This is a genomic window from Pseudomonas sp. 05N432 (genome assembly GCF_056396945.1).
Window position 1 is genome coordinate 74,874 of record NZ_JBFTMM010000022.1, and the last position, 22,575, is coordinate 97,448.

Genomic DNA, 22,575 nt, shown 5'->3' on the forward strand with positions numbered 1-22,575 from the left:
ATTCCTCACGAGGTGATTGCGATGGGCTGCACGCTGGCCGCCAACAGACGCTTGATTTCCGGGACACAGGAGCCGCATTGCGTGCCGCAACCGAGTTGTTGTTTCAGACCCTGCAAATCCAGGCCACTGCGAATGCCGGCGCACACCGCGCTTTCGCTGACGTTCTTGCAATTGCACAGAGTTTTCGTGGCACTGACGGATGAGCCCGCACTGCCGGGTGGCGTGCTCAACGGCGCCAAGAGCCAGCGCCGCAGTTGTTCGTCGGCGCGGCCTTCCAGCCAGAGGTTTTGCAGCCAGTGTTGTGCAAGGGTTTCACCGGCCAGGCGAATGGCGGTAATCCGGCCCTGTTCGATGCGTACGCGTTTGCCAATGGCACGCCGTGGATCGTCGTAAGCCAGGACCGGGCCATCGTTGAGTCCCAGTTGTTGATCGATGTCATGCAGCCATTGTGGGTCGGGCGCCTGGGCGCTGGCAGCGCGTATCAGCAGCGCAGGGCGTTCACGGCCGGCCAGGCTGAGGCTGACGTAGGCAAAGTCCTCACATAGCGGTCGTAAGGTCTCGAAATGCTGCTGAACATCGCCCTCAACCAGTGCAAACAAATGCCATGGCAGTTTTACTGGCTCGATTCGCACGCCGCTGTGCTTGAGTTCAGGTTGTTTCGACAGAGGATCGAACGCCGGCTGCGTGAGCGTATTGACGCCACCCTTGAGGAAACGGTCTCCCCAGTGCATCGGCAGAAACGCCTGGCCCGGGCGCACACTGTCATCACTGCCAACGGCGACGATCACGCTGCCTCGACGGCTTTTGAGGTTGACCAGGTCGCCGGTCTGCAGCCGATACCGACGCAGTTCATCAGGGTGCAGGCTCAACAGGGCTTCGCTGACATGGCCGAACAATTGTGCAGCCGTGCCGGTGCGGCTCATGCCATGCCATTGATCGCGCAGGCGCCCGGTGATCAGGGTCAGCGGAAAGCGTGCGTCACGCTGCTCTTTGGCCGCGCGATATGGATCGGCGACAAACTGTGCACGGCCGCTCTCGGTAGGGAAAATCCCGTCCGCGTAAAGCCGTGGCGTTCCGCTCGAGGCGCCGTCCGGGAACGGCCATTGCTGCGGGCCGAGGCGATCGAGCAGCGCATGGCTGATCCCGCAGAGGTCCAGATCGCGTCCGCGTGTCAGTTGTTTGTATTCATCGAAGACCTGCGCCGGTTGTTCGAAAGTAAACAGGCTGGGCTGTCCTGGACGCAGGCGCCGCTCCAGGCGTTGTGCGAAATCCACTGTGATCGCCCAGTCCGGGCGCGCTTCACCCGGTGCGCTTATGGCGCGGCGAACGTGGGAAATCCGCCGTTCGGAGTTGGTCACGGTGCCTTCTTTCTCACCCCAACTGGCGGCTGGCAGCAGCAGGTCAGCGAAGGGTGCGGTTTCGGTGGTACGAAAGGCTTCTTGCAGCACCACGAATGGGCAAGCCCGCAATGCAGCGCGCACGGTTTGCTGATCCGGCAGYGACTGCGCAGGGTTGGTGCAGGCGATCCACAATGCTTTGATCTTGCCGCTCTGGACCTGTTCGAACAGTTCAATGGCGGTTAGCCCGGTGGTGTCAGGTAGTTTTTCGACACCCCAGTAAGCCGCCACTTCGGCGCGATGTTGCGCATTGGCTGCTTCGCGATGGCCAGGCAGCAAGTTCGACAAACTGCCGGTTTCGCGCCCGCCCATGGCATTCGGCTGACCGGTAAGCGAGAAGGGGCCGGCGCCCGGCCGACCGATTTGCCCGGTGGCCAGGTGCAGGTTGATCAGTGCACTGTTTTTTGCGCTGCCGACAGTGGACTGGTTCAGCCCCATGCACCATAGCGAGAGAAAACTGCTTGAGGTGCCGACCCACTCGGCGCATTGCTGCAGCTGTTCAACGCTGATCCCGCAAAGTTGCGCGACCATTTGCGGGGTGTAATCGCGTACCAGGCTTTTCAGCTCGGCCAAGCCTTCGGTGTGCGCCTTGATGAACTCACGGTCGACCCAGTCTTCCCACAACAGCAGGTGCAAAATTCCGTGGAACAGCGCGACATCGGTGCCCGGCAGAATGGCCAGGTGCAGGTCGGCAAGATCACAGGTGTCAGTGCGTCGAGGGTCGATGACGATGACTTTCATCTGTGGTCGGCGGGATTTGGCTTCTTCCAGTCGGCGAAACAGCACCGGATGGGCGTAGGCCATGTTGCTGCCGACAATCATCACGCAATCGCTCAGCTCAAGGTCTTCATAGCTGCACGGCGGGGCGTCGGCGCCCAGGCTGCGCTTGTAGCCGACCACCGCCGACGACATGCAGAGTCGCGAATTACTGTCGATGTTGTTGGTGCCAACCAGCGCCCGGGCCAACTTGTTGAAGGCGTAATAGTCTTCCGTCAGCAATTGCCCGGAGATATAGAACGCCACACTGTCCGGGCCGTGCTCGGCGATGGTGTCGGCGAAAACGCTGGTGGCGTGATCGAGGGCGGTGTCCCAATCGGTACGGCTGCGGGCCATACCTTTGCCGAGGCGCAGTTCCGGGTACAGCGCCCGTGCCGCGAGGTCGCCGGTGAGGTGCAGGGTCGAGCCTTTGCTGCACAACTTGCCGAAGTTGGCCGGGTGCGTCGGGTCGCCGCTGACGCCGAGGATCTGCTCGCCGTCATGCTCGATCAGTACGCCGCAGCCCACCCCGCAATAACAGCAGGTCGAGGCGGTCGTCTGGCGGCTCATCAGCCTGCTTCCCGCAGAGCCAGCATGACCCGACCGTTCTCCACCCGTGCCGGATGGTGATGAGCGCAGCCGACATCAGGCGCCAGGGCCTCACCGGACTCCAGGTCGATCTGCCAGTTGTGCAACGGGCAAGCGACGCGTTTACCGTAGATCAGCCCCTGGGACAGCGGTCCGCCCTTGTGTGGGCAGCGGTCGTCAAGCGCGAAAACCTCGTCGTCGCTGGTGCGAAAAATCGCGATGTCACCTTTGGGGCCGCTGACGATGCGCGAGCCCAGGGCGTTGATTTCTTCCAGTGCGCAGATATCCAGCCAGTTCATGCCGGCACCTCCAGGTTTTTCACGGGGATGACATCGAACTCCTTCTTCAGCAATGGCTGCTCAAGGCGTTCTTTCCATGGGTCCTGCTCGAACGACAGGGAGAATTGCAGCCGGTCGTTGAGCGCTTTACGGCGCTCCGGGTCTTCCAGTACGGCTTTCTTGATGTGCTCCATGCCGACCCGTTGCAGGTAGTGCACGGTGCGCTCGAGGTAGAAGGCTTCTTCGCGGTACAGCTGCAGGAACGCGCCGTTGTACTCGCGCACCTCTTCGGCGGTTTTCAGTTTGACGAAGAATTCCGCGACCTCGGTTTTGATCCCGCCATTGCCGCCGATGTACATCTCCCAACCCGAGTCGACGCCGATGATTCCTACGTCCTTGATCCCGGCTTCCGAGCAGTTGCGCGGGCAACCAGAGACCGCCAGCTTGACCTTGTGCGGCGACCACATGTTGAACAGGTCATGCTCCAGTTCGATGCCCAGTTGCGTGGAGTTTTGCGTGCCGAAGCGGCAGAACTCGCTGCCGACGCAGGTTTTGACCGTGCGGATCGATTTACCGTAGGCATGGCCGGACGGCATGTCGAGGTCCTTCCAGACGCCGGGCAGATCCTGCTTCTTGATCCCCAGCAAGTCGATGCGCTGGCCGCCCGTGACCTTGACCATGGGCACGTTGTACTTGTCTGCCACATCGGCAATACGCCGCAGCTCCGAAGGATTGGTCACACCACCCCACATCCGAGGGACTACAGAGTAGGTGCCGTCTTTCTGGATGTTGGCGTGGGCACGTTCGTTGATCAGCCGTGATTGCGGATCGTCCTTGGCCTCGCCTGGCCATGTGGAAATCAGGTAGTAATTGAGCGCCGGGCGGCAGGTGGCGCAGCCATTCGGGGTGCGCCAGTTGAGGTAGCTCATGGTCCCGGCGATGGTCAGCAGATGCTCTTCGCGGATCGCCTGGCGGATCTGTCCGTGGTTGAGGTCGCTGCAACCGCAGATGGCTTTTTCACTTTTCGGTTTGACGTCCGCCGCGCCGCCGACGGTGTTGATCAGGATCTGTTCCACCAATCCGGCGCAGGAGCCGCAGGAGCTGGCCGCTTTGGTGTGTTTCTTGACCTCGTCGACGCTGAACAGCCCGTGTTCCTGAATCGCCTTGACGATGGTGCCCTTGCAGACGCCATTGCAACCGCAGACTTCGGCGTTATCAGCCATGCTCATGGCTTTGTCCTGGCCTTGATGGCCTACATCCCCCAGAGCGTTTTCGCCGAACATCAGGTGATCGCGGATCTCGCCGATGGCGTGGTTCTCGCGAATCTGCCGGAAATACCAGCCGCCATCCGCGGTGTCGCCGTACAGACAGGCACCGACCAGCACGTCATCCTTGATCACCAGTTTTTTATAGACCCCGCCGATCGGGTCGGAGAGGGTGATGGTTTCGGTGCCTTCGCCGCCCATGAAGTCGCCAGCGGAGAACAGATCGATGCCGGTGACTTTCAACTTGGTCGAGGTCACCGAGCCCGAATAGCGGGCAAACCCCAGTTGCGCCAAGTGGTTGGCGCAGACCTTGGCCTGCTCGAACAGTGGCGCTACCAGGCCGTAGGCGATGCCGCGGTGACTGGCGCATTCGCCGATCGCATAGATGCGCGGGTCATAGGTTTGCAGGGTGTCGTTGACCAGAATCCCGCGGTTGCACGGGATGCCGGATTTTTCCGCGAGTTCGGTATTGGGGCGAATGCCGGCAGCCATCACCACCAGGTCAGCGGGAATGATGTCGCCGTTCTTGAACTGCACCGAGCCGACCCGGCCATTGCCGGCGTCGTGCAGGGCCTGGGTCTGTTCGCACAGGCGAAAGTGCAAGCCGCGTCCTTCCAGGGCAGTTTGCAGCAGCTGGCCGCTGGTTTTGTCCAGTTGCCGCTCCAGCAACCACTCGCCGAGGTGCACCACGGTCACGTGCATGCCGCGCAGCATCAGCCCATTGGCCGCTTCAAGGCCGAGCAGGCCGCCGCCGATGACTACCGCGTGCTTGTGGGTCTTCGCGGTGTCGATCATGACCTGGGTGTCGGCGATGTCGCGGTAACCGATGACGCCTTCCAGGGTATTGCCCGGAATCGGCAGGATAAACGGCGTCGAGCCGGTAGCGATCAGCAGCCGGTCGTATTCGGCTTCGCTGCCGTCTTCGGCGATGACCCGGCGTTTGACCCGGTCGATTTCCACTACCTTGCGGTTGAGCAGCAGTTTGATGTTGTTTTCCAGGTACCAATCAAGATCGTTAAGCACGATCTCTTCAAAGGTCTGCTCACCCGCCAGCACCGGCGAAAGCAGAATGCGGTTGTAGTTGGTATGGGGCTCGGCACCGAAGACCGTGATGTCATACAGCTCGCTGCTCAGCTTGAGCAATTCTTCCAGGGTGCGAACCCCGGCCATGCCATTGCCGATCATCACCAGTTTTAGTTTTTTCATCAGGTTCTCCGGGGAGCTCAGGCTTGCCTCATCAGGGCGGTCAGGCTGGCTCGACAAATTTTGCGCAAACAAAAAAAGGCGTCCCGCTAGTTACCTAGCGAGGACGCCTTTGTCCTGGTCCCGTTCTCTCGGGAAGCACGCCCTTCGTCGTTGAAGGCCGGGCTTTATGTCTGTTGGAAAAGGTAATGCAGTGGTCGTGCCAAATCGGCGGAGGGCGCGGTTTTGTTGGGTTTCGCTTCGTTAAGCAGTGTCGGGTTGGAGCTTTTTGCACCAAATCAAAGCGCGCCGCCCGCAATTGGCGCGACAAATCCCTGTAGCAGCAGGCTGCGCCAACTGCTACGTAAAGCAAGGCGTCAGGTATGAAATGCCAGATACAACAGCACCAGATTGATCAACAACGACACCAGCGCCAGGGTCCGCCACACCTTCAACGGTTCACGTTCCAGCAACGGCCTGGGTCGTACGCTCAAACTGCGCCGTTCGCCTTGTTCCAGCAGCAGCAACCATTCCTCCGCCGTTTCATAGCGTTGCGCCGGGTCGGCACATACCGCACGTTCCAGGCTTTGCCCGAGCCAGTCCGGCAAATCCGGCCGATAGCGGTTGGCTGCGACGGGCGAGCCAAAGCGCGGACGTTGAAAGGCTTCGATTTCCCCGTAGGGATAATGCCCGGTGGCCAGGTAATAAAGCGTCACACCGACGGCATACAGATCCTGTTGTGGTGTTGGTGGAGTCCCGTTGAACGCTTCCGGGGCGATATAGCTCGGGGTGCCCGGCAGCGCGTTGGATTGGTCTTCGGATAAGCCGGTGCAGTACGCCAGGCCGAAATCCAGCAGCCGTAACTCACCGTCCTCAGACAGCAGCAGGTTTTCCGGTTTGATGTCGCGATGGAAAATCTGCCGCCGATGCAGCATGCCCACCGCCCGCAGCAAACGTTCGGCCAGTTGTTGCCATTGGGGCAGCGGCAACGGGCCGTTTTGTGCGAACAGCTCGGCCAGGGTCACCCCCGGATACTCGCGCATCACGTAATACAGGTGTTGACGTTGCGCCGCTGGGTGAACTTCCGGAAAGCTGCGACCGGCAACACGTTTGAGAAACCACTCTTCAGAGAGCAGAGCCTGAGCGGCCTTTGTGTCGTTGTTCAACTGTGAGGGGAGTGTTTTCAGTAGCCAGGGCTGTTGCTGCCCATCATGGACACGGTAAATCAGCGACTGCTGACTCTGCCCGAGCAGTCTTTCGACGTGCCAGCCCTCGAAGACCTGACCGGGTTTGAGCGGCGGTGGCAATGGCCATTGCTGCAGTTGGATCAGCGTATCGCCAATGCTTGTTTCACCGAGGGTGTCGACCCGCACCAGCAGCGCGCTGGCGTTGTCCTGACTGCCGGCCAGGTGAGCGGCGTTGACCAGGGTTTGTGCCGCGCTGTCGAGGTCGGGTTGATCGCGCAGAATGGCCGCGATGGCGGTGTCGCCCAGCGTCGCCCAAACGCCGTCGCTCAACAGGACGAAACTCTCGCCGGCGCGCAATTCGCCGTCGAGAAAATCCAGCACCAGATGCTGATCCAGTCCCAATGCGCGCTTGAGCACATGCTGCATGCCCGGTTGTTCCCAGACGTGGTCCTCAGTGATGCGCTGCAACTGGTCGGCGTGCCAGCGATACACCCGACAATCGCCAACGTGCGCCAACGTGAAGCGACGACCGCGTAGCACCAGCGCGCTGACGGTGGTGAGTAATGGCTGGCCGCCGCCATTGGCCTGCAACCAGCGATTTTGCGCTAGCAACAGGCGGTCCAGCGCTTGCGCCACAGCCCAGGTTTGCGGAGTGGCGTAGTAATCGAGGGCCAGGGCCTGCAAGGTTGCCCTGGCTGCGAGCCCGCCATCGGCGCATTGACTGACGCCGTCGGCGATGGCGAACAGAAACCCCTTGCTCGCCGCCAGTTCAGCGGCGGGCGTGACCAGGCGCAGGGCGTCCTGGTTTTCGTCCCGTGGGCCGATGGCGCTGGCCTCGGCGAAGCTCAATTGCAGGCTCATTGGTGCATCATACCCGCGCGGCGGTCACAGCAGCCGAACCCCAGGTGGTTCTCCAGCGGCGCTTGACCCCGTGCAGGCCAAACCAGGCCAGAACACCGAGACTCGCGAACAGCCACAAGGCCAGTTGATAGCTGCCGGTGCTTTGCTTGATCGCACCCATGCCTGCCGCGAGGGCGAAACCGCCGATGCCGCCTGCCATGCCGATCAACCCGGTCATCACGCCGATTTCGCGGCGAAAGCGTTGTGGCACCAGCTGGAACACCGCGCCGTTACCCGCGCCAAGGCCGAGCATGGTGCAGACGAACAGTGCCAGTGCAGCGTAGGAGCTGGGCAGGTTGAAACCCACGGCAGCAATGCAGGTCGCGGCCAGTGTGTACATCACCAGCAAGGTGCGAATGCCACCGAAACGATCCGCCAGTGCGCCACCGAGTGGCCGCATCAAACTGCCGCCGAACACGCAAGCTGCGGTGTAGTAGCCGGCGGTGACCGGGCTCAGGCCGTATTGGTCGTTGAAGTAGCCGGGCAGGGCGCTGGCCAGGCCGATGAAACCACCGAAGGTCACGCTGTAGAAAAACATGAACCACCAGCTGTCGCGGTCACCGAGGGCCTTGAGGTAGTCAGTCATGGATTTGGCTTTCGGCCGTTCAGGTGCGTTTTTCGCCAGCCAGGCGAAGATGATCAGCGTCAGTATCAGTGGGATCAATGCGAAGCCAAAGACGTTGCTCCAGCCAAATGAGGCCGCCAGCATCGGGGCGATCAGCGCGGCGAACACCGTGCCCGAGTTGCCCGCGCCGGCGATGCCCATCGCCTTGCCTTGATGCTGTGGTGGATACCACTGCGAAGCCAGGGGCAGGGCGACCGCGAACGAGGCGCCGGCCATGCCGAGGAACAGGCCCAGCAGCAGCGCTTGTTCGTAGCTGTGGATGCCGAGTTTCCAGGCGCCGAACAGGGCGCAAATCACGATGACCTGACCGATCAGCCCGGCGGTTTTCGGTGACAGACGGTCTGCCAGCAGTCCCATCACGAAGCGCAAGAACGCCCCGGCCAGAATCGGCGTGGCCACCACGAGCCCGCGTTGCTGGGTAGTCAGGTGCAAGTCGGCGGCGATTTGCACCGCCAGCGGGCCGAGCAAGTACCAGACCATGAAGCTCAGGTCGAAATACAGAAAGGCCGAGAAGAGTGTCGGGGTATGGCCGGATTTCCAGAAGCTTGAATTCATCGCGCACCTCAGCTGTAAAGAGTCTCGAAGGGAGTCATGAGCTTTGCGGTGGCGCGCCGCGACGGCCGCACCACCGGCCCCGGGCTGTGGGGCCAAAACGAAAAAACGCCGCAACCCGCTGCACTTGCGCGAAAGGGGTATGCGACGTCTTTGTCGTAGGTGGGGCAACCGCCGTTGGCTACCTGTGCGGTTTACTTAGCGAGATCTGTGCCAACAGACGAAACCGAGTCGCGGCCAATCGCGAGCAGGCTCGCTCCCACAGTTGATTTGTGTACGACGCAATTTCCTTGTGGGAGCGAGCCTGCTCGCGATGGGCGCCCCAACAGGCGCTAGAAGGGTCAGCCCAGCAGCTCGCTCATGGCAATGATCTGCTCGGCCACCTGGATCAGCTTCTGTTGGCGGCTCATGGCCTGACGGCGCATCAGGGTGTAGGCCTGTTCTTCATTGCAGTCCTTCATTTTCATCAGCAAGCCCTTGGCCAGTTCGATGCGCTTGCGCTCGGCCAGTTGCTGGTCGCGGGCCTGGAGTTGGGCACGCAAGGCCTGATCGCTTTCAAAGCGTGCCATGGCCACGTCGAGGATCGGTTGCAGGCGCGCGGCATGAATGCCTTCGACGATATAGGCGCTGACGCCGGACTTGATCGCCTGGCGCATCACGTCCGGGTCGTGCTCGTCGGTGAACATCACGATCGGCCGAGGCTGGTCGCGGCTGACCAGCACTACTTGCTCCAGCACATCACGGCTCGGTGACTCGGTATCGATCAGGATCACGTCCGGACGCACCGTTTCGACGCGCGCAGGCAGGTCGATGGTCAGGCCTGATTCATCGATCACCTCAAACCCGGCTTCGGTCAGCGCGGCCTTGAGCCGCCCGACCTTTTTCGCCGTGTCGTTGATCAGCAGGATACGCAACATATTTGCAGCCTCCTGTCAGCGGCGGGCGAGAAGAGCGGGGGTGTCGGCCATGGCGTGCAGCTTGAAGCTGCGGGCATACGCCGCCGGGTCCGAGCCATTCCATATTTTACCGTCGATCAACTGGCTGCTGCGCATTTCCTGATCCCGGACCGCGATCCCCAGCGCGCTGGCGGCATCGCGATAGACGCCAAGTTGCTGGACCTGACGCGCCACCTGCAGATAGTCCGGGTCTTCGCGCAGCAAGCCCCAACGCCGGAATTGAGTCATGAACCACATACCGTCGGAAAGGTACGGCAGGTTGACCTCGCCGCCGCCATGGAAGCGCAGCGCGTGAGGGTCCTGCCAGCGATTGCCCAGACCGTCGGCATAATCGCCCAGCAGGCGCGGTTCGATGCAGTCGAGCGGTGCGTCCAGGTATTCGGTAGCACTCAACAGTTGCGCGGTGCTGCGGCGGTTTTCCGTGCTTTGTTCAATGAAACGACTGGCCTCAAGGATCGCCATGACCAGCGCTCGTGCGGTGTTCGGGTATTGCTCGATGAAGGCGCGGGTGCAGCCAAGAACTTTTTCCGGGTGGTCGGGCCAGATGGTCTGGCTTGTCGCCAGGGTGAAGCCGAGGTTCTGCTTCACCGCACGGGCGCTCCAGGGTTCGCCGACGCAGAAACCGTCGATTCGTCCGGCCTGCAAGTGCGCGACCATTTGTGGCGGTGGCACCACGACGCTGTCGACATCCTGCAACGGATGGATGCCCTGGCTCGCCAGCCAGTAATACAACCACATGGCGTGGGTGCCGGTAGGGAAGGTCTGGGCGAAGGTGAGTTTTGGGCGACTTTGGTGCACGTGACGGTCCAGCGCTTCAGGACCGGTCACGCCTAGCCCTTGCAGGCCATGAGAAAGGTTGATGCTCTGGCCGTTCTGGTTCAGCCCCATCAGCACGGCCATGTCCGTCGCGGCGACGCCGCCGATGCCCAGATGCACCGCATAGATCAAACCATAGAGGCTGTGGGCGGCATCCAGTTCGCCACTGACCAGTTTGTCCCGCAGGTTGGCCCACGACGACTGGCGCTTGAGGTTCAGGGTCAACCCGTAGGGTTGGGCGAAGCCCTGAGTCGCCGCAACCACCACGGATGCGCAGTCGCTCAGGGCCATGAAACCGAGGTTGATCGCGGTCTTTTCCGGGGCATCGCTGCCATTGACCCAGGCCAGCGGTCCTGCTTCAGGTTCAGTCATCACATAAGCACCTTGCATGAAAAAAGCGCCGTACCCAGGCCCCATGTGCAAACCAGGCCAGGTGACGACGCCGTTGTCCTTTTTAATCGTTACCTGGCACGCATCCCGCCATTGGCATGGGTGCCGATGTCAGTACCAGTGCAAGGCATATGCCACTGAGGTCTGATTTCATCGCGCACCTCGCTTGCGACCCCGATGCACGGCTATAATCGCCGCCTTATTTCGCCGCCAACCGAGTCAAGCCCACCCATGTATACCCTGGCCCGCCAACTGCTGTTCAAACTCTCCCCGGAAACCTCCCACGATCTGTCCCTGGACCTGATCGGCGCAGGCGGGCGTTTGGGTCTCAATGGCTTGCTGTGCAAGGCGCCAGCGCAGTTGCCAGTGAATGTCATGGGCCTGGACTTTCCAAACCCGGTGGGGTTGGCGGCTGGTCTGGACAAGAACGGGGCGGCCATCGACGGGTTTGCGCAATTGGGTTTCGGCTTCGTCGAAATCGGCACTGTTACCCCGCGTCCGCAACCGGGCAATCCAAAGCCACGGATTTTCCGCTTGCCGCAAGCCGAGGCGATCATCAACCGCATGGGGTTCAACAACCTCGGCGTCGATCATCTGCTGGCGCGTGTGGCCGCGGCCAAATACAAGGGCGTGCTGGGGATCAACATCGGCAAGAACTTCGACACGCCGGTTGAGCGTGCGGTCGACGACTACCTGATCTGCCTGGACAAGGTCTACGCCCACGCCAGTTACGTGACGGTCAACGTCAGCTCGCCGAACACTCCGGGCCTGCGCAGCCTGCAATTTGGTGATTCGCTCAAGCAACTGCTCGAAGCCTTGCGTCAGCGCCAGGAAGACCTGGCTCAACGCCATGGCAAGCGTGTACCGCTGGCGATCAAGATCGCACCGGACATGACCGACGAAGAAACCGTTCAGGTGGCACAAGCGCTGATCGACACCGGGATGGACGCGGTGATTGCGACCAACACCACCCTGAGCCGCGTAGGCGTCGAAGGCATGGAATACGGTGACGAGGCGGGTGGCTTGTCCGGCGCACCGGTGCGCGACAAGAGTACTCACACGGTCAAGGTCCTGGCGGCCGAGCTGGCCGGGCGTTTGCCGATCATCGCGGTGGGCGGCATTACCGAAGGCAAGCATGCAGCTGAGAAAATCGCTGCGGGCGCCAGTCTGGTGCAGCTCTACTCTGGCTTCATCTATAAGGGCCCGGCGTTGATTCGCGAATCTGTAGACGCGATCGCAGCCCTGCGTTGACCTCGTAGCAGCTGCCGAGCCTGCGAGGCTGCGTTCGGCGGCGAAGCCGTCGTGAAATCAGACACCGTGGTCTTGCAGGTGCGCGGTGCATTCCGGGTTTACGACTGCTTCGCAGCCGAACGCAGCCTCGCAGGCTCGGCAGCTGCTACAGGGATTGTGGAGAAGTTGGCATAAAAAAGGGCTCCTCGAAGGAGCCCTTGGGCCGAAGCCCGCCGTCCGGAGAGGACGTGCGTGGTTAAGTCGTTACCTATTCAGATTTTCGTGTCGGAGTGTGTGCCCTGTTTTAGCCGACGGCGTGAAGTTCGTTGAGTCTATGGATTCCCGCAGTGCCGGTCATACCGTCCCAGTTGTCGCCGCGTCCTTCTCGCCAGCCGTTGATCCAGGCTTGGCGTACCGACGGTAGAGTAAAGGGGCAAAGCTCACGGGATTTTCCACCAACGCCATATTGATATCCGCGCAAAAATGCTCTTTCCAACGGATCACGCTTAAGTCTTCTCATAGGGTGTTTCCCTCACTTGTTGACTGTATTTGTCGCGTCGACCTCGATCGAGGTCAGGCAGAAAAATTCTGCCGTTGGTGGCTCGCTGCCGGCGTCACGAGCCAAGGTGTTGACGCCGTTGCGACGTCAACCTGTGTTGAGTTCTAACCAATGCGTCACATCGAGGGAATGATCGTTTTGTCATAAGGACGTAACGATAATGATGCTAAGGCCATAAGTAACACGATGTAATTCCCGTGTTCATTGACCAAAGCTCGCTATGATCGGCCTTTCACTGGATGATGCGGCTAATGATTGAGTAAAAATGTCCACCCATTGCACTCGGGTACTATTCGACGAAGGGTCGAGTTATGACATTTTGTTGCACAGAATTTTTTATCTGCCCGGGCATCTAAGCTCATTCAACCGGTTGGTTGGCTGTGTGGCCAGGGTGGGGCGGCACACTTTCGTGCCACGCGAGCGCTCTTCAAGAAAAGCGCTTGATTGAAAACCGAGCGGTCAATGCGTTGTCCGTTCACTTATTGCTAAAGGCCCTGGAACTCCCATGTCGGATCGTTACGAACTCTTCCTCACTTGCCCCAAGGGCCTCGAAGGCTTGCTGATCGAGGAAGCCGTCGGGCTTGGCCTTGAGGAAGCGCGTGAGCACACGTCGGCTGTGCGCGGCATGGCCGACATGGAAACGGCTTATCGCCTGTGCCTGTGGTCGCGTCTGGCTAACCGGGTGCTGCTGGTACTCAAGCGTTTCCCGATGAAGGATGCCGAAGACCTGTACCACGGCGTGCTGGATATCGAGTGGCAAGACCACATGCTCAATGACGGCACCCTGGCCGTCGAATTCAGCGGTCACGGCTCGGGCATCGACAACACGCACTTCGGCGCCCTGAAAGTGAAGGACGCCATTGTCGACAAACTGCGCACCCCATCAGGCGAGCGTCCGTCCATCGACAAGCTCAACCCGGACCTGCGTATTCATCTGCGCCTGGACCGTGGCGAAGCGATTCTGTCCCTCGATCTCTCCGGCCACAGCCTGCACCAGCGCGGCTATCGCCTGCAGCAAGGTGCGGCGCCACTGAAGGAAAACCTCGCCGCCGCAATTCTGATCCGCTCCGGCTGGCCGCGCATTGCGGCTGAAGGCGGCGCCCTGGCTGACCCGATGTGCGGTGTCGGTACGTTCCTCGTCGAAGCCGCGATGATCGCCGCCGACATGGCGCCGAACCTGCGTCGCGAGCAGTGGGGCTTCACCGCCTGGCTCGGTCATGTGCCGGCGCTGTGGAAAAAACTTCACGAAGAAGCCGTCGTCCGCGCTGCTGCCGGCCTGGCCAAGCCACCGCTGTGGATTCGCGGTTACGAGGCCGACCCACGGCTGATTCAACCCGGCCGCAATAACGTCGAGCGCGCAGGCCTGAGTGAGTGGATCAAGATCTACCAGGGTGAAGTCGCAACCTTCGAGCCGCGTCCGGACCAGAACCAGAAAGGCCTGGTGATCTGCAACCCTCCGTATGGCGAGCGTCTGGGTGATGAGGCGAGCTTGCTCTATCTCTACCAGAACCTCGGTGAGCGTCTGCGTCAGGCCTGCCTGAACTGGGAAGCGGCGGTGTTCACCGGCGCACCGGACCTGGGCAAGCGCATGGGTATTCGCAGCCACAAACAGTATTCGTTCTGGAACGGCGCCTTGCCGTGCAAATTGCTGCTGATCAAAGTACTGCCGGACCAGTTCGTCACGGGTGAGCGTCGTACCCCGGAACAGCGTCAGGCCGAACGCGAGCAGGCGGCCTACGATCAGTCGCCGGCCGAGCCGCAAGAGCGTCAGTACAACAAGAACGGCAACCCGATCAAGCCTGTACCGGCGCCGGCTCCTGTTGTCGAGCAGCCACGTCTGAGCGAAGGCGGGCAGATGTTTGCCAACCGCCTGCAAAAAAACCTCAAGGCGCTGGGCAAGTGGGTCAAGCGTGAAGGTATCGACTGCTACCGTGTTTACGATGCCGACATGCCGGAATACTCCATGGCGATCGACCTGTATCACGACTGGGTCCACGTTCAGGAATATGCGGCGCCGAAATCGATCGATCCGGAAAAAGCCTCGGCGCGGATGTTCGATGCGCTGGCAGCCATTCCACAGGCCTTGAACATCGACAAGAATCGCGTGGTCGTCAAACGTCGCGAACGTCAGAGCGGCACCAAGCAGTACGAGCGCCAGAGCGCACAGGGCAAGTTCACCGAGGTGAACGAAGGCGGTGTGAAGTTGCTGGTCAACCTGACCGACTACCTCGACACCGGCCTGTTCCTGGACCACCGTCCAATGCGCCTGCGGATTCAGAAAGAGGCGGCGGGCAAGCGCTTCCTCAACCTGTATTGCTACACCGCAACCGCCAGCGTTCACGCGGCCAAGGGCGGTGCACGCAGCACCACCAGCGTCGACCTGTCGAAAACCTATCTGGATTGGGCGCGTCGCAACCTGTCGCTGAACGGTTTCTCCGACAAGAACCGCCTGGAGCAGGGCGATGTGATGGCCTGGCTGGAAGCCAACCGTGACGAGTTCGACATGATCTTTATCGATCCGCCGACCTTCTCCAACTCCAAGCGCATGGAAGGCATCTTCGACGTACAGGGTGACCACGTGCAGTTGCTGGACCTGGCCATGGCCCGTCTGGCGCCGGGTGGCGTGCTGTATTTCTCCAATAACTTCCGCAAGTTCCAGCTCGAAGAAAACCTCACGGCGCGTTATGCCGTCGAGGAGATCACCGCACAAACCATCGACCCGGATTTTGCCCGTAACGGCAAGATCCACCGCGCCTGGAAAATCATGGCGCGCTGAGGCTGATTGGATCCACAGAACCTTGATTTTTCGAGGTTCTGTGGCCTTTTTGCGCTGGCTAATCGAGTGGCTGATAGCTATAACTTCACTCAAAGCCAAGGTGACGTCAAAGCACGCCGGCGTTTTGAGTTTTGTTTATGCCGTCGCACGCCGTACGACCCAAGATCCTGGGCCTGATCAGTGAAGATGTTTCGGCCTGGCTCATTGCGCTGCTGGTGCTACTGGCCGGCGGCGTACTGACGGGGCTGCTCGCCTGGGCCAGCTTCAATGAGCACCATCAGCAGATGGCGCGGCGTTTTCAAATGCTGGTCAATGAGCGCAAGGGCCGGATTACCGAGCGTTTCGGCGATCAGGAACAGCGTCTTGATAGCCTGCGGCGTTTCTTCGTCAACTCCGAGTCGGTCTCCCGTGAAGAGTTCGACGGCTTTACCAAAGCACTGTTGCACAGAACTCAGGCCTACGCCTGGGCGCCGCTGGTTGCCCGTAGTGAACGTTCCGCGTTCGAGCAACGGGTGCGCGAGCAAGGTAAAGCAGGGTTCTCCATCAGCGATCTGACACCTTCCGCCACGTTGCAACCTGCCGCCGAGCGTGATGAATACGCGCCGGTGTTGTATAGCCAGACGCAAAGTGCAAAAGGTGCGCCGCTGGGTTTTGATTTGCTCTCGGAACCGACACGTCGGGCCACCCTGCAAAGGGCTCGCGACCTCAACGCGATGGCGGTGTCCGAGCCCACGCTGCTGGTTGGCGTCGATCCTGAATATGCCCATGGCGTGCTGCTGGTCGAGCCGGTTTTGCGTGATGCCGCAGCGTCAGCTCATGACGCTGTGCCCCTTGGTTACGTGCTGGCAGTGATCAGCATGCGTCAGTTGGTCATCGATGGGTTTCCGTTGCCCGGTCAGGACAACCTTGTGGTGCAGATTCGCGGTCGGGCGCAGGACGGTCAGGCGCAAGCGCTCTACGAATCTACCAATCGGGTGGCGAATCAGCCATTGCATTACAGCTCGATGCTGCGATTGGGCGATCATGTCTACGATCTCGATATTCGCACCAGCGCCGTGTTCGAACATGCCAATCATTCGGCGGTTGCCARCCTGGTCGTGATGGGGGCGCTGTTGAGCGTGCTGCTCAGTGCCTTGCTCTACATTCTGGTCAGTCAACGGCAACGAGCGCTGGCGCTGGTCGAAGAGCGCACCCGCGAGTTGCGCCTGCGAGAACAGGAGTTGAGCGGCGCTCATGGTCAGTTACGCGGGGTGCTGGACGCGGCGACCCAAGTGGCGGTGATCGCCACCAACCTGCGTGGTGTGATCACCACCTTCAATGCCGGTGCCGAGCACATGCTCGGCTATCGCAGTGTCGATGTGTTGGGGCAGGCGACCCTGGAAAGCCTGCATCTGCCCGCTGAGCTGGAAGCGCGAGCCGTGGAACTCAGTCAGCGTTACTGCAAACCGGTGCCGAGCTGTCAGGCGATGCTGATGGAAGGTGGCGAAGCGGGTGGGCATGAAGCGCGTGAATGGACCTTGGTGCGCCAGGACGGCAGCTATCTGACGGTGAACATGCTCGCCACTGCCGTGCTCGACGAGCAGGGGCTGTGGGTCGGGAATCTGGCGATCTGCATCGACATTACCGAGCGCAAGCGGGTGCATGAAGCGTTGGCGGCGCGCGATTTGCTGCTCAAGAAACTCAGCGCTCATGTGCCGGGCGGCATTTATCAGTTCAAGATGGCGGTTGACGGGCGATTCAGTGTGATTTACGCGAGTGATGGCATCCGCGACATTTACGAGATCGATCCGGACGTGCTGCAACAGAACGCCGAGGCCATTTTCGAGCGGATCCATCCGCAGGATGTCGCTCGGGTGCGTTCCTCGATCCGGATCTCTTCGTTAAAGCTCAACCCGTGGCGCGAAGAGTACCGCGTACAGTTGCCGGTCCGTGGCCTGCGTTGGGTACGCGGTGAGGCAACGCCGGAAGAACTGCCCGGTGGCGGGGTGTTGTGGCATGGCTACATTTCGGATATTTCCGACCTCAAACGGGTCGAGGAAGAGCTACGCGCCTTGTCGGTGACCGACTCGCTGACCGGCATTCACAATCGACGCTATTTCCAGGAGCGGTTGACCATGGAAATGGCCCGCGTCGAGCGAGGTGTTGGAGACTTGGCGGTGATCATGCTGGATATCGATCACTTCAAGCGCATCAATGATGTGTACGGCCACGCGGCCGGCGATCGGGTGTTGCAGGCGATTTGTCAGCGCATCCGCCACCGTTTGCGGCGCACCGATGTGTTCTGTCGCCTGGGAGGCGAGGAGTTCATGGTGCTGTGTCCGGACACCAACGGGCAGCATGCCCATGCGTTGGCCGTCGAGTTATGGCAGAGCTTGCGTAATACGCCGATCGACGACCTGGGCACGGTGACTGCCAGCTTTGGTATCGCCAGTTGGCGTTCCGGGGAGGGGGCTGATGCCTTGCTGCTGCGCGCTGACTCGGGGGTTTACGCGGCGAAACAGGCCGGGCGGGATCGGGTTGAGATGGAGCTGGTGTAAGCCCGTTGTACACAAGCTTTTGTGGGAGCGAGCCTGCTCGCGATGCAGGCAACGCGGTGCATCAGAATGACCGTGTCATCGTTCATCGCGAGCAGACGAACGTCGCCCGGCTCTTCCCACATTGGATCTGTGGTGTTTGATCGATCGGCTTAAAGCGCCGACTCGGCCGTTGCCAGTTTCGGCTGGCGATACAGGTCCAGCAGCACCTGATCGAGCACCGTATGCGCGCCAAAAGGTGCCGGATCGTTGAGGATCGCGACCACCGCCCAGGTGTTGCCGTTGTTGTCGCGGCTGAAACCGGCGATAGCGCGCACAGTGTTCAGGGTGCCGGTCTTGACGTGTGCTTCACCCCGCATTGCGGTGGTCTTGAGGCGTTTGCGCATGGTGCCGTCCATGCCGCTGATCGGCAGCGAACTGACGAACTCGGCCGAGTACGGGCTTCTCCAGGCAGCCTGCAGCATGCTCGCCATTTCACGGGCGCTGACCCGTTCGGCACGCGACAGGCCCGAGCCGTTCTCCATCACCAGATGCGGCGCGGTGATGCCTTTCTTCGCCAGCCACTGACGCACTACGCGTTGTGCGGCTTTGGCATCGTCAGCATCGGCGTCGGTGCGGTATTTCGCGCCCAGGCTGAGGAACAGCTGCTGAGCCATGGTGTTGTTACTGTATTTGTTGATATCGCGGATGATTTCCGCCAGGTCCGGCGAGAACGCCCGGGCCAGTACCTTGGCATCCTTTGGTACAGCGGCCAGACGATCCTTGCCCTGGATGCTGCCACCCAGTTCCTGCCAGATCGCCCGTACAGCGCCAGCGGTGTAGGTCGCATGATCGAGCAGCGAAAGGTAAGTCTGCGAGCTGCAACCGTCGGCCAACTGGCCCGCAACGGTCACGGACACGCTGCCGTCGGCCTGGGTCACCGGGTTGTAGCGCACGCCCCCGGAACACTGTTTGCCGCTGAGGGCTTTGACCTGGTTGTCGATGCGAATGCTGGCGATCGGTGGTTCGACCGACACCAGCACCTTGCCCGAATCGTTGCGAGCGACGAAGCGCAGGGCCTTGAGGTTGACCATCAGCGCGTCGGGTTTGACCAGGAATGGCTTGTTTTCGTCTTTGCCGTCGTCATTGAACTCCGGCAATTGCGGCTGGACGAAGAAGCTGCGGTCCAGCACCAGGTCACCGGTAACTTGCTGCACGCCATTGGCTCGCAGGTCACGCATCAGCAGCCAGAGTTTTTCCATGTTCAGCTTTGGATCGCCGCCACCCTTGAGGTACAGGTTGCCGTGCAGGATGCCGCCATTGAGGGTGCCGTCGGTGTAGAACTCGGTTTTCCACTGGTGGTTCGGGCCAAGCATTTCCAGCGCGGCGTAGGTGGTGACCAGTTTCATGGTCGAGGCCGGATTGACCGAAACGTCAGCGTTGAAGACCGTCGGTGTGCCTGGGCCGTTGAGCGGAATCATCACCAGCGACAGGGCGCTGTCCTGGAGCTTGCTGGCTTTGAGGGCTTTTTCAACGCTGGGTGGCAGGCTGGTGTTGGTCGGGGCAGCGGAAACAGGGAAGGCCAGCGGCACAAGCAGGCTGGCGAGAAGCAATGGACGTAAAGATTTGATCATCTGAAATAAAACCCTACTGCCGAGGGGGAAAAAGATGAGGGCATGAGAATAAATTCCCTCGGTGGTCGCGAAAGTGTCGGCATTATGCCCCAAGGAGTAGCGGCTTGTGCCGTATCCAGAGGGCCGAATCCGCTATTTTTTTACCGGCGGTAGGCACAAGCGGCCAGAGAGTCGGGCAAACAACGGCTTAAACTGCTAAAGTGCTGCCCGTTATTACTTTTGAGGATTGTTCCAATGGCGACTAACCGTTCCCAGCGTCTGCGCAAAAAGCTTTGCGTCGATGAATTTCAAGAGCTGGGTTTCGAACTGAACCTGGATTTCAAAGAAGATCTGGCTGATGAGGCTGTTGACGCTTTCCTCGACGCGTTTCTGAAAGAAGCCATGGAAGCGAACGGCCTCGGCTACGTTGGCGGCGACGACTTCGGTCTGGTTTGCCTGCAAAAACGTGGCTCGGTCAGCGCTGAACAACGCGCCGCCGTTGAAGCCTGGCTGAAAGCCCGCACCGAGCTGACCAGCGTAGAAGTCAGCCCGTTGCTGGACGTTTGGTACCCGGAAAAGCCGATCAATCCGGTAGCCTGATGTTCAAAAAAACGGCGACCTGAAGGTCGCCGTTTTTTTTGCGTTTCAGGCATTGCGCCAGTTCAGAATCATCAGCGTCACCACCCCCGCCACAATCCCCCAAAATGCCGAACCAATGGAAAACAGCGTCAACCCCGACGCAGTGACCATAAAGGTGATCAATGCCGCTTCACGTTCCTTCACTTGCGCCATGGCGATGCTCAGGCCGTTGATGATCGAGCCGAACAGCGCCAACGCGGCAATCGACAGCACCAACTCCTTCGGCAAGGCGGCGAACAGCGCTGCGAGGGTTGCGCCAAAGACCCCGGCAATCCCGTAGAAAATCCCGCACCAGACGGCCGCGGTGTAACGCTTGTTGCGATCTTCATGGGCATGCGGCCCGGTGCAGATTGCGGCGCTGATCGCTGCCAGGTTGATCCCGTGGGAGCCAAATGGCGCCAGCAACAGTGAGGCGATGCCGGTGGTGGTGATCAGCGGCGAGGCCGGCACGTTGTAGCCATCTGCGCGTAACACGGCGATGCCGGGCATGTTCTGCGAGGTCATGGCCACCACGAACAATGGAATGCCGATGCTGATGGTTGCCGCGAGGGAAAAGTGCGGGGTGGTCCAGACCGGCGTGGCCACTTCCAGATGAAAACCGCTGAAATCCAGCAGGCCCATGACGCCGGACAGTGCCGTGCCGATCAGCAGCGCCGCCAGCACCGCATAACGCGGCGACAGGCGCTTGACCACCAGGTAGGTGAAAAACATCCCCAGTACCAGGCCGGTGCGGTGCTGGGCGGCGACGAAAATTTCGCTGCCGATCTTGAACAGAATCCCCGCCAGCAACGCTGCCGCCAGGGATGCCGGAATGCGTTTGACCAGGCGTTCGAAGCTGCCGGTCATGCCGCAAAGAGTGACGAGCACGGCGCAAGTGATGTAGGCGCCAATCGCCTCGCCGTAAGTCACCCCCGACAGGCTGGTGATCAGCAGTGCCGCACCGGGCGTCGACCAGGCGATGGTGATCGGTGTGCGATAACGCAAGGACAAACCGATCGAGCACACCGCCATGCCAATCGAAATCGCCCAGATCCACGACGAAATCTGCCCGCTGGTCAGGCCCGCCGCCTGGCCGGCCTGGAACATCAGCACCAGCGAACTGGTGTAGCCGGTCATCATGGCAATGAACCCGGCGACGATGGCCGAAGGTGAAGTGTCGGCCAGTGGGCGAAGTTGCACGTGAGTGGCGTCGGTCATGGCGCGGTGTTCCTTGTTCTTGATATACGAATAAAGTCCGCTGCTACCGGTGTGGCGAGGGAGTTAGCTCCTGCTCGGCCGCGCAGCGGTCGTAATGTGTGAGCGAGGTTATCTGAGTAAACGAGTCGGCAGGTTTCAGGGCTGCTGCGCAGTCCAACGGGAGCAAGCTCCCTCGCCATGGGCCAGGTGTTCAAGCCTAAACTTAAACCTGGCATCTCGTTGCGATACAGCCGGGGGCGTATGTGGCCGTACAGTCGTGTTGCCACCAGCGGTTGTGTACAATGTGCTGTGTTTTTTACGCAATACTTGCCAGCGACCCTCTGTGACGTATTACAGTCACAGTCAATTCGCCGCAGTTCTCCCGACTCGAGTGCCCATGAACGAACAGTTGCAGCCCCTCAAGAAACAACCGCGAGCAGGCAAAGCCGGCCGCAGCGGAACCCAGGACGATATCGTCTATGCGCATATCTTCGAGGCCATCCTCGAACAGCGCCTGGCGCCCGGTACAAAGTTGAGCGAAGAGGCGCTGGGAGAAATTTTCGGGGTCAGTCGCACCATCATTCGCCGCGCGTTGTCGCGTCTGGCCCATGAAGGCGTGGTGCTGTTGCGTCCCAACCGGGGTGCCGTGGTTGCCAGCCCGAGTGTCGAAGAAGCCCGTCAGGTATTCATGGCGCGGCGTCTGGTCGAGAAAGCGATCACCGAGCTGGCAGTCGTACACGCAACGGCCGAACAGATTGCCGAGCTGCGGCAGATGGTCAACGACGAGCGCGACAGCTTTTCCCGTGGCGACCGCGGTGCCGGTATCCGTCTGTCTGGCGAGTTCCACCTGAAGCTGGCCGAGGCAGCGAAGAACGCCCCGCTGATCAGCTTTCAGCGCAGCCTTGTGTCGCAGACTTCCTTGATCATCGCCCAGTATGAAAGCGGTAACCGCTCGCACTGTTCCTACGATGAACACACTCAGCTGATCGACGCCATCGAGGCCCGCGATGCCGACCTGGCGGTGAACCTGATGATGCATCACATGGATCACATCGACAGCAAGCTCAACCTCGACGAAGAAAGCGCCTCGGATGATTTGCACGCGGTGTTCTCGCACCTGTTGCAGACCAAGAAGCCAGGGCGGCCAACCGCCAAGCTTTGATAGACCGCGGCGCGC

At 60.6% G+C, this 22,575-nt stretch carries 15 protein-coding genes; 5 read left to right on the plus strand and 10 right to left on the minus strand.

From position 1 onward, the window contains the following. Positions 1–5 precede the first annotated feature (5 nt). From AC1DHT_RS25000 to AC1DHT_RS25030, 7 genes are all read right to left on the minus strand, one after another. Positions 6–2,723 carry a nitrate reductase gene (locus AC1DHT_RS25000; RefSeq protein WP_427546992.1) on the minus strand — a complete coding sequence of 906 codons (2,718 nt, stop codon included), beginning with the start codon at positions 2,721–2,723 and terminating at the stop codon, positions 6–8. Continuing rightward, a complete protein-coding gene (nirD, locus tag AC1DHT_RS25005) occupies positions 2,723–3,040 on the minus strand; it encodes a nitrite reductase small subunit NirD (protein ID WP_103315371.1) in 318 nt (105 codons plus the stop codon). The genes AC1DHT_RS25000 and nirD overlap by 1 nt, the downstream gene beginning before the upstream one ends. Continuing rightward, positions 3,037–5,490: a nitrite reductase large subunit NirB gene (gene nirB / locus AC1DHT_RS25010; protein WP_054593245.1), complete on the minus strand. Its 2,454-nt coding sequence runs from the start codon at positions 5,488–5,490 to the stop codon at positions 3,037–3,039. Before nirB ends, nirD begins: the two co-directional genes overlap by 4 nt. 353 nt (positions 5,491–5,843) lie before the next feature. Continuing rightward, complete coding sequence (locus tag AC1DHT_RS25015; protein WP_427546997.1) at positions 5,844–7,514, minus strand: bifunctional protein-serine/threonine kinase/phosphatase; 1,671 nt, start codon at positions 7,512–7,514, stop codon at positions 5,844–5,846. A gap of 7 nt (positions 7,515–7,521) precedes the next feature. Next, positions 7,522–8,733, minus strand: a complete 1,212-nt coding sequence (locus AC1DHT_RS25020; protein ID WP_216744927.1) for a nitrate/nitrite transporter — start codon at positions 8,731–8,733, stop codon at positions 7,522–7,524. Between the two features lie 338 nt (positions 8,734–9,071). Then, positions 9,072–9,647 (minus strand): ANTAR domain-containing response regulator, encoded by a 576-nt coding sequence (locus tag AC1DHT_RS25025; RefSeq protein WP_145015334.1) that lies wholly within the window; start codon positions 9,645–9,647, stop codon positions 9,072–9,074. 15 nt (positions 9,648–9,662) lie between these two features. Beyond that, positions 9,663–10,874 carry a CmpA/NrtA family ABC transporter substrate-binding protein gene (locus AC1DHT_RS25030; RefSeq protein WP_427547000.1) on the minus strand — a complete coding sequence of 404 codons (1,212 nt, stop codon included), beginning with the start codon at positions 10,872–10,874 and terminating at the stop codon, positions 9,663–9,665. Between the two features lie 249 nt (positions 10,875–11,123). On the opposite strand from AC1DHT_RS25030, the gene AC1DHT_RS25035 reads away from it, so the two are divergent. Then, the gene (locus AC1DHT_RS25035) at positions 11,124–12,143 is read left to right on the plus strand and encodes a quinone-dependent dihydroorotate dehydrogenase (RefSeq protein WP_427547003.1); all 1,020 of its coding nucleotides are present in this window, start codon (positions 11,124–11,126) and stop codon (positions 12,141–12,143) included. 283 nt (positions 12,144–12,426) lie between these two features. Here AC1DHT_RS25035 and rmf read toward each other — a convergent pair whose 3' ends face one another. Beyond that, a complete protein-coding gene (gene rmf / locus AC1DHT_RS25040) occupies positions 12,427–12,642 on the minus strand; it encodes a ribosome modulation factor (RefSeq protein WP_003223300.1) in 216 nt (71 codons plus the stop codon). A 544-nt stretch (positions 12,643–13,186) separates the two neighbouring features. Here rmf and rlmKL point away from each other — a divergent pair. After that, a complete protein-coding gene (rlmKL, locus tag AC1DHT_RS25045) occupies positions 13,187–15,457 on the plus strand; it encodes a bifunctional 23S rRNA (guanine(2069)-N(7))-methyltransferase RlmK/23S rRNA (guanine(2445)-N(2))-methyltransferase RlmL (protein ID WP_427547023.1) in 2,271 nt (756 codons plus the stop codon). 137 nt (positions 15,458–15,594) lie between these two features. Next, positions 15,595–17,994 (plus strand): sensor domain-containing diguanylate cyclase, encoded by a 2,400-nt coding sequence (locus AC1DHT_RS25050; RefSeq protein ID WP_477761501.1) that lies wholly within the window; start codon positions 15,595–15,597, stop codon positions 17,992–17,994. Positions 17,995–18,143: 149 nt separating this feature from the next. Here AC1DHT_RS25050 and dacB read toward each other — a convergent pair whose 3' ends face one another. Further along, entirely contained in the window at positions 18,144–19,604 is a 1,461-nt protein-coding gene (gene dacB, locus AC1DHT_RS25055) for a D-alanyl-D-alanine carboxypeptidase/D-alanyl-D-alanine endopeptidase (protein ID WP_427547017.1), read from the minus strand. Between the two features lie 234 nt (positions 19,605–19,838). On the opposite strand from dacB, the gene AC1DHT_RS25060 reads away from it, so the two are divergent. After that, a complete protein-coding gene (locus AC1DHT_RS25060) occupies positions 19,839–20,183 on the plus strand; it encodes a YggL family protein (RefSeq protein WP_427547014.1) in 345 nt (114 codons plus the stop codon). A gap of 45 nt (positions 20,184–20,228) precedes the next feature. Here AC1DHT_RS25060 and AC1DHT_RS25065 read toward each other — a convergent pair whose 3' ends face one another. Further along, positions 20,229–21,419 (minus strand): benzoate/H(+) symporter BenE family transporter, encoded by a 1,191-nt coding sequence (locus tag AC1DHT_RS25065; RefSeq protein WP_427528202.1) that lies wholly within the window; start codon positions 21,417–21,419, stop codon positions 20,229–20,231. Positions 21,420–21,795: 376 nt separating this feature from the next. On the opposite strand from AC1DHT_RS25065, the gene AC1DHT_RS25070 reads away from it, so the two are divergent. After that, complete coding sequence (locus AC1DHT_RS25070) at positions 21,796–22,560, plus strand: GntR family transcriptional regulator (RefSeq protein ID WP_103315365.1); 765 nt, start codon at positions 21,796–21,798, stop codon at positions 22,558–22,560. The last annotated feature ends 15 nt before the right edge of the window (positions 22,561–22,575 follow it).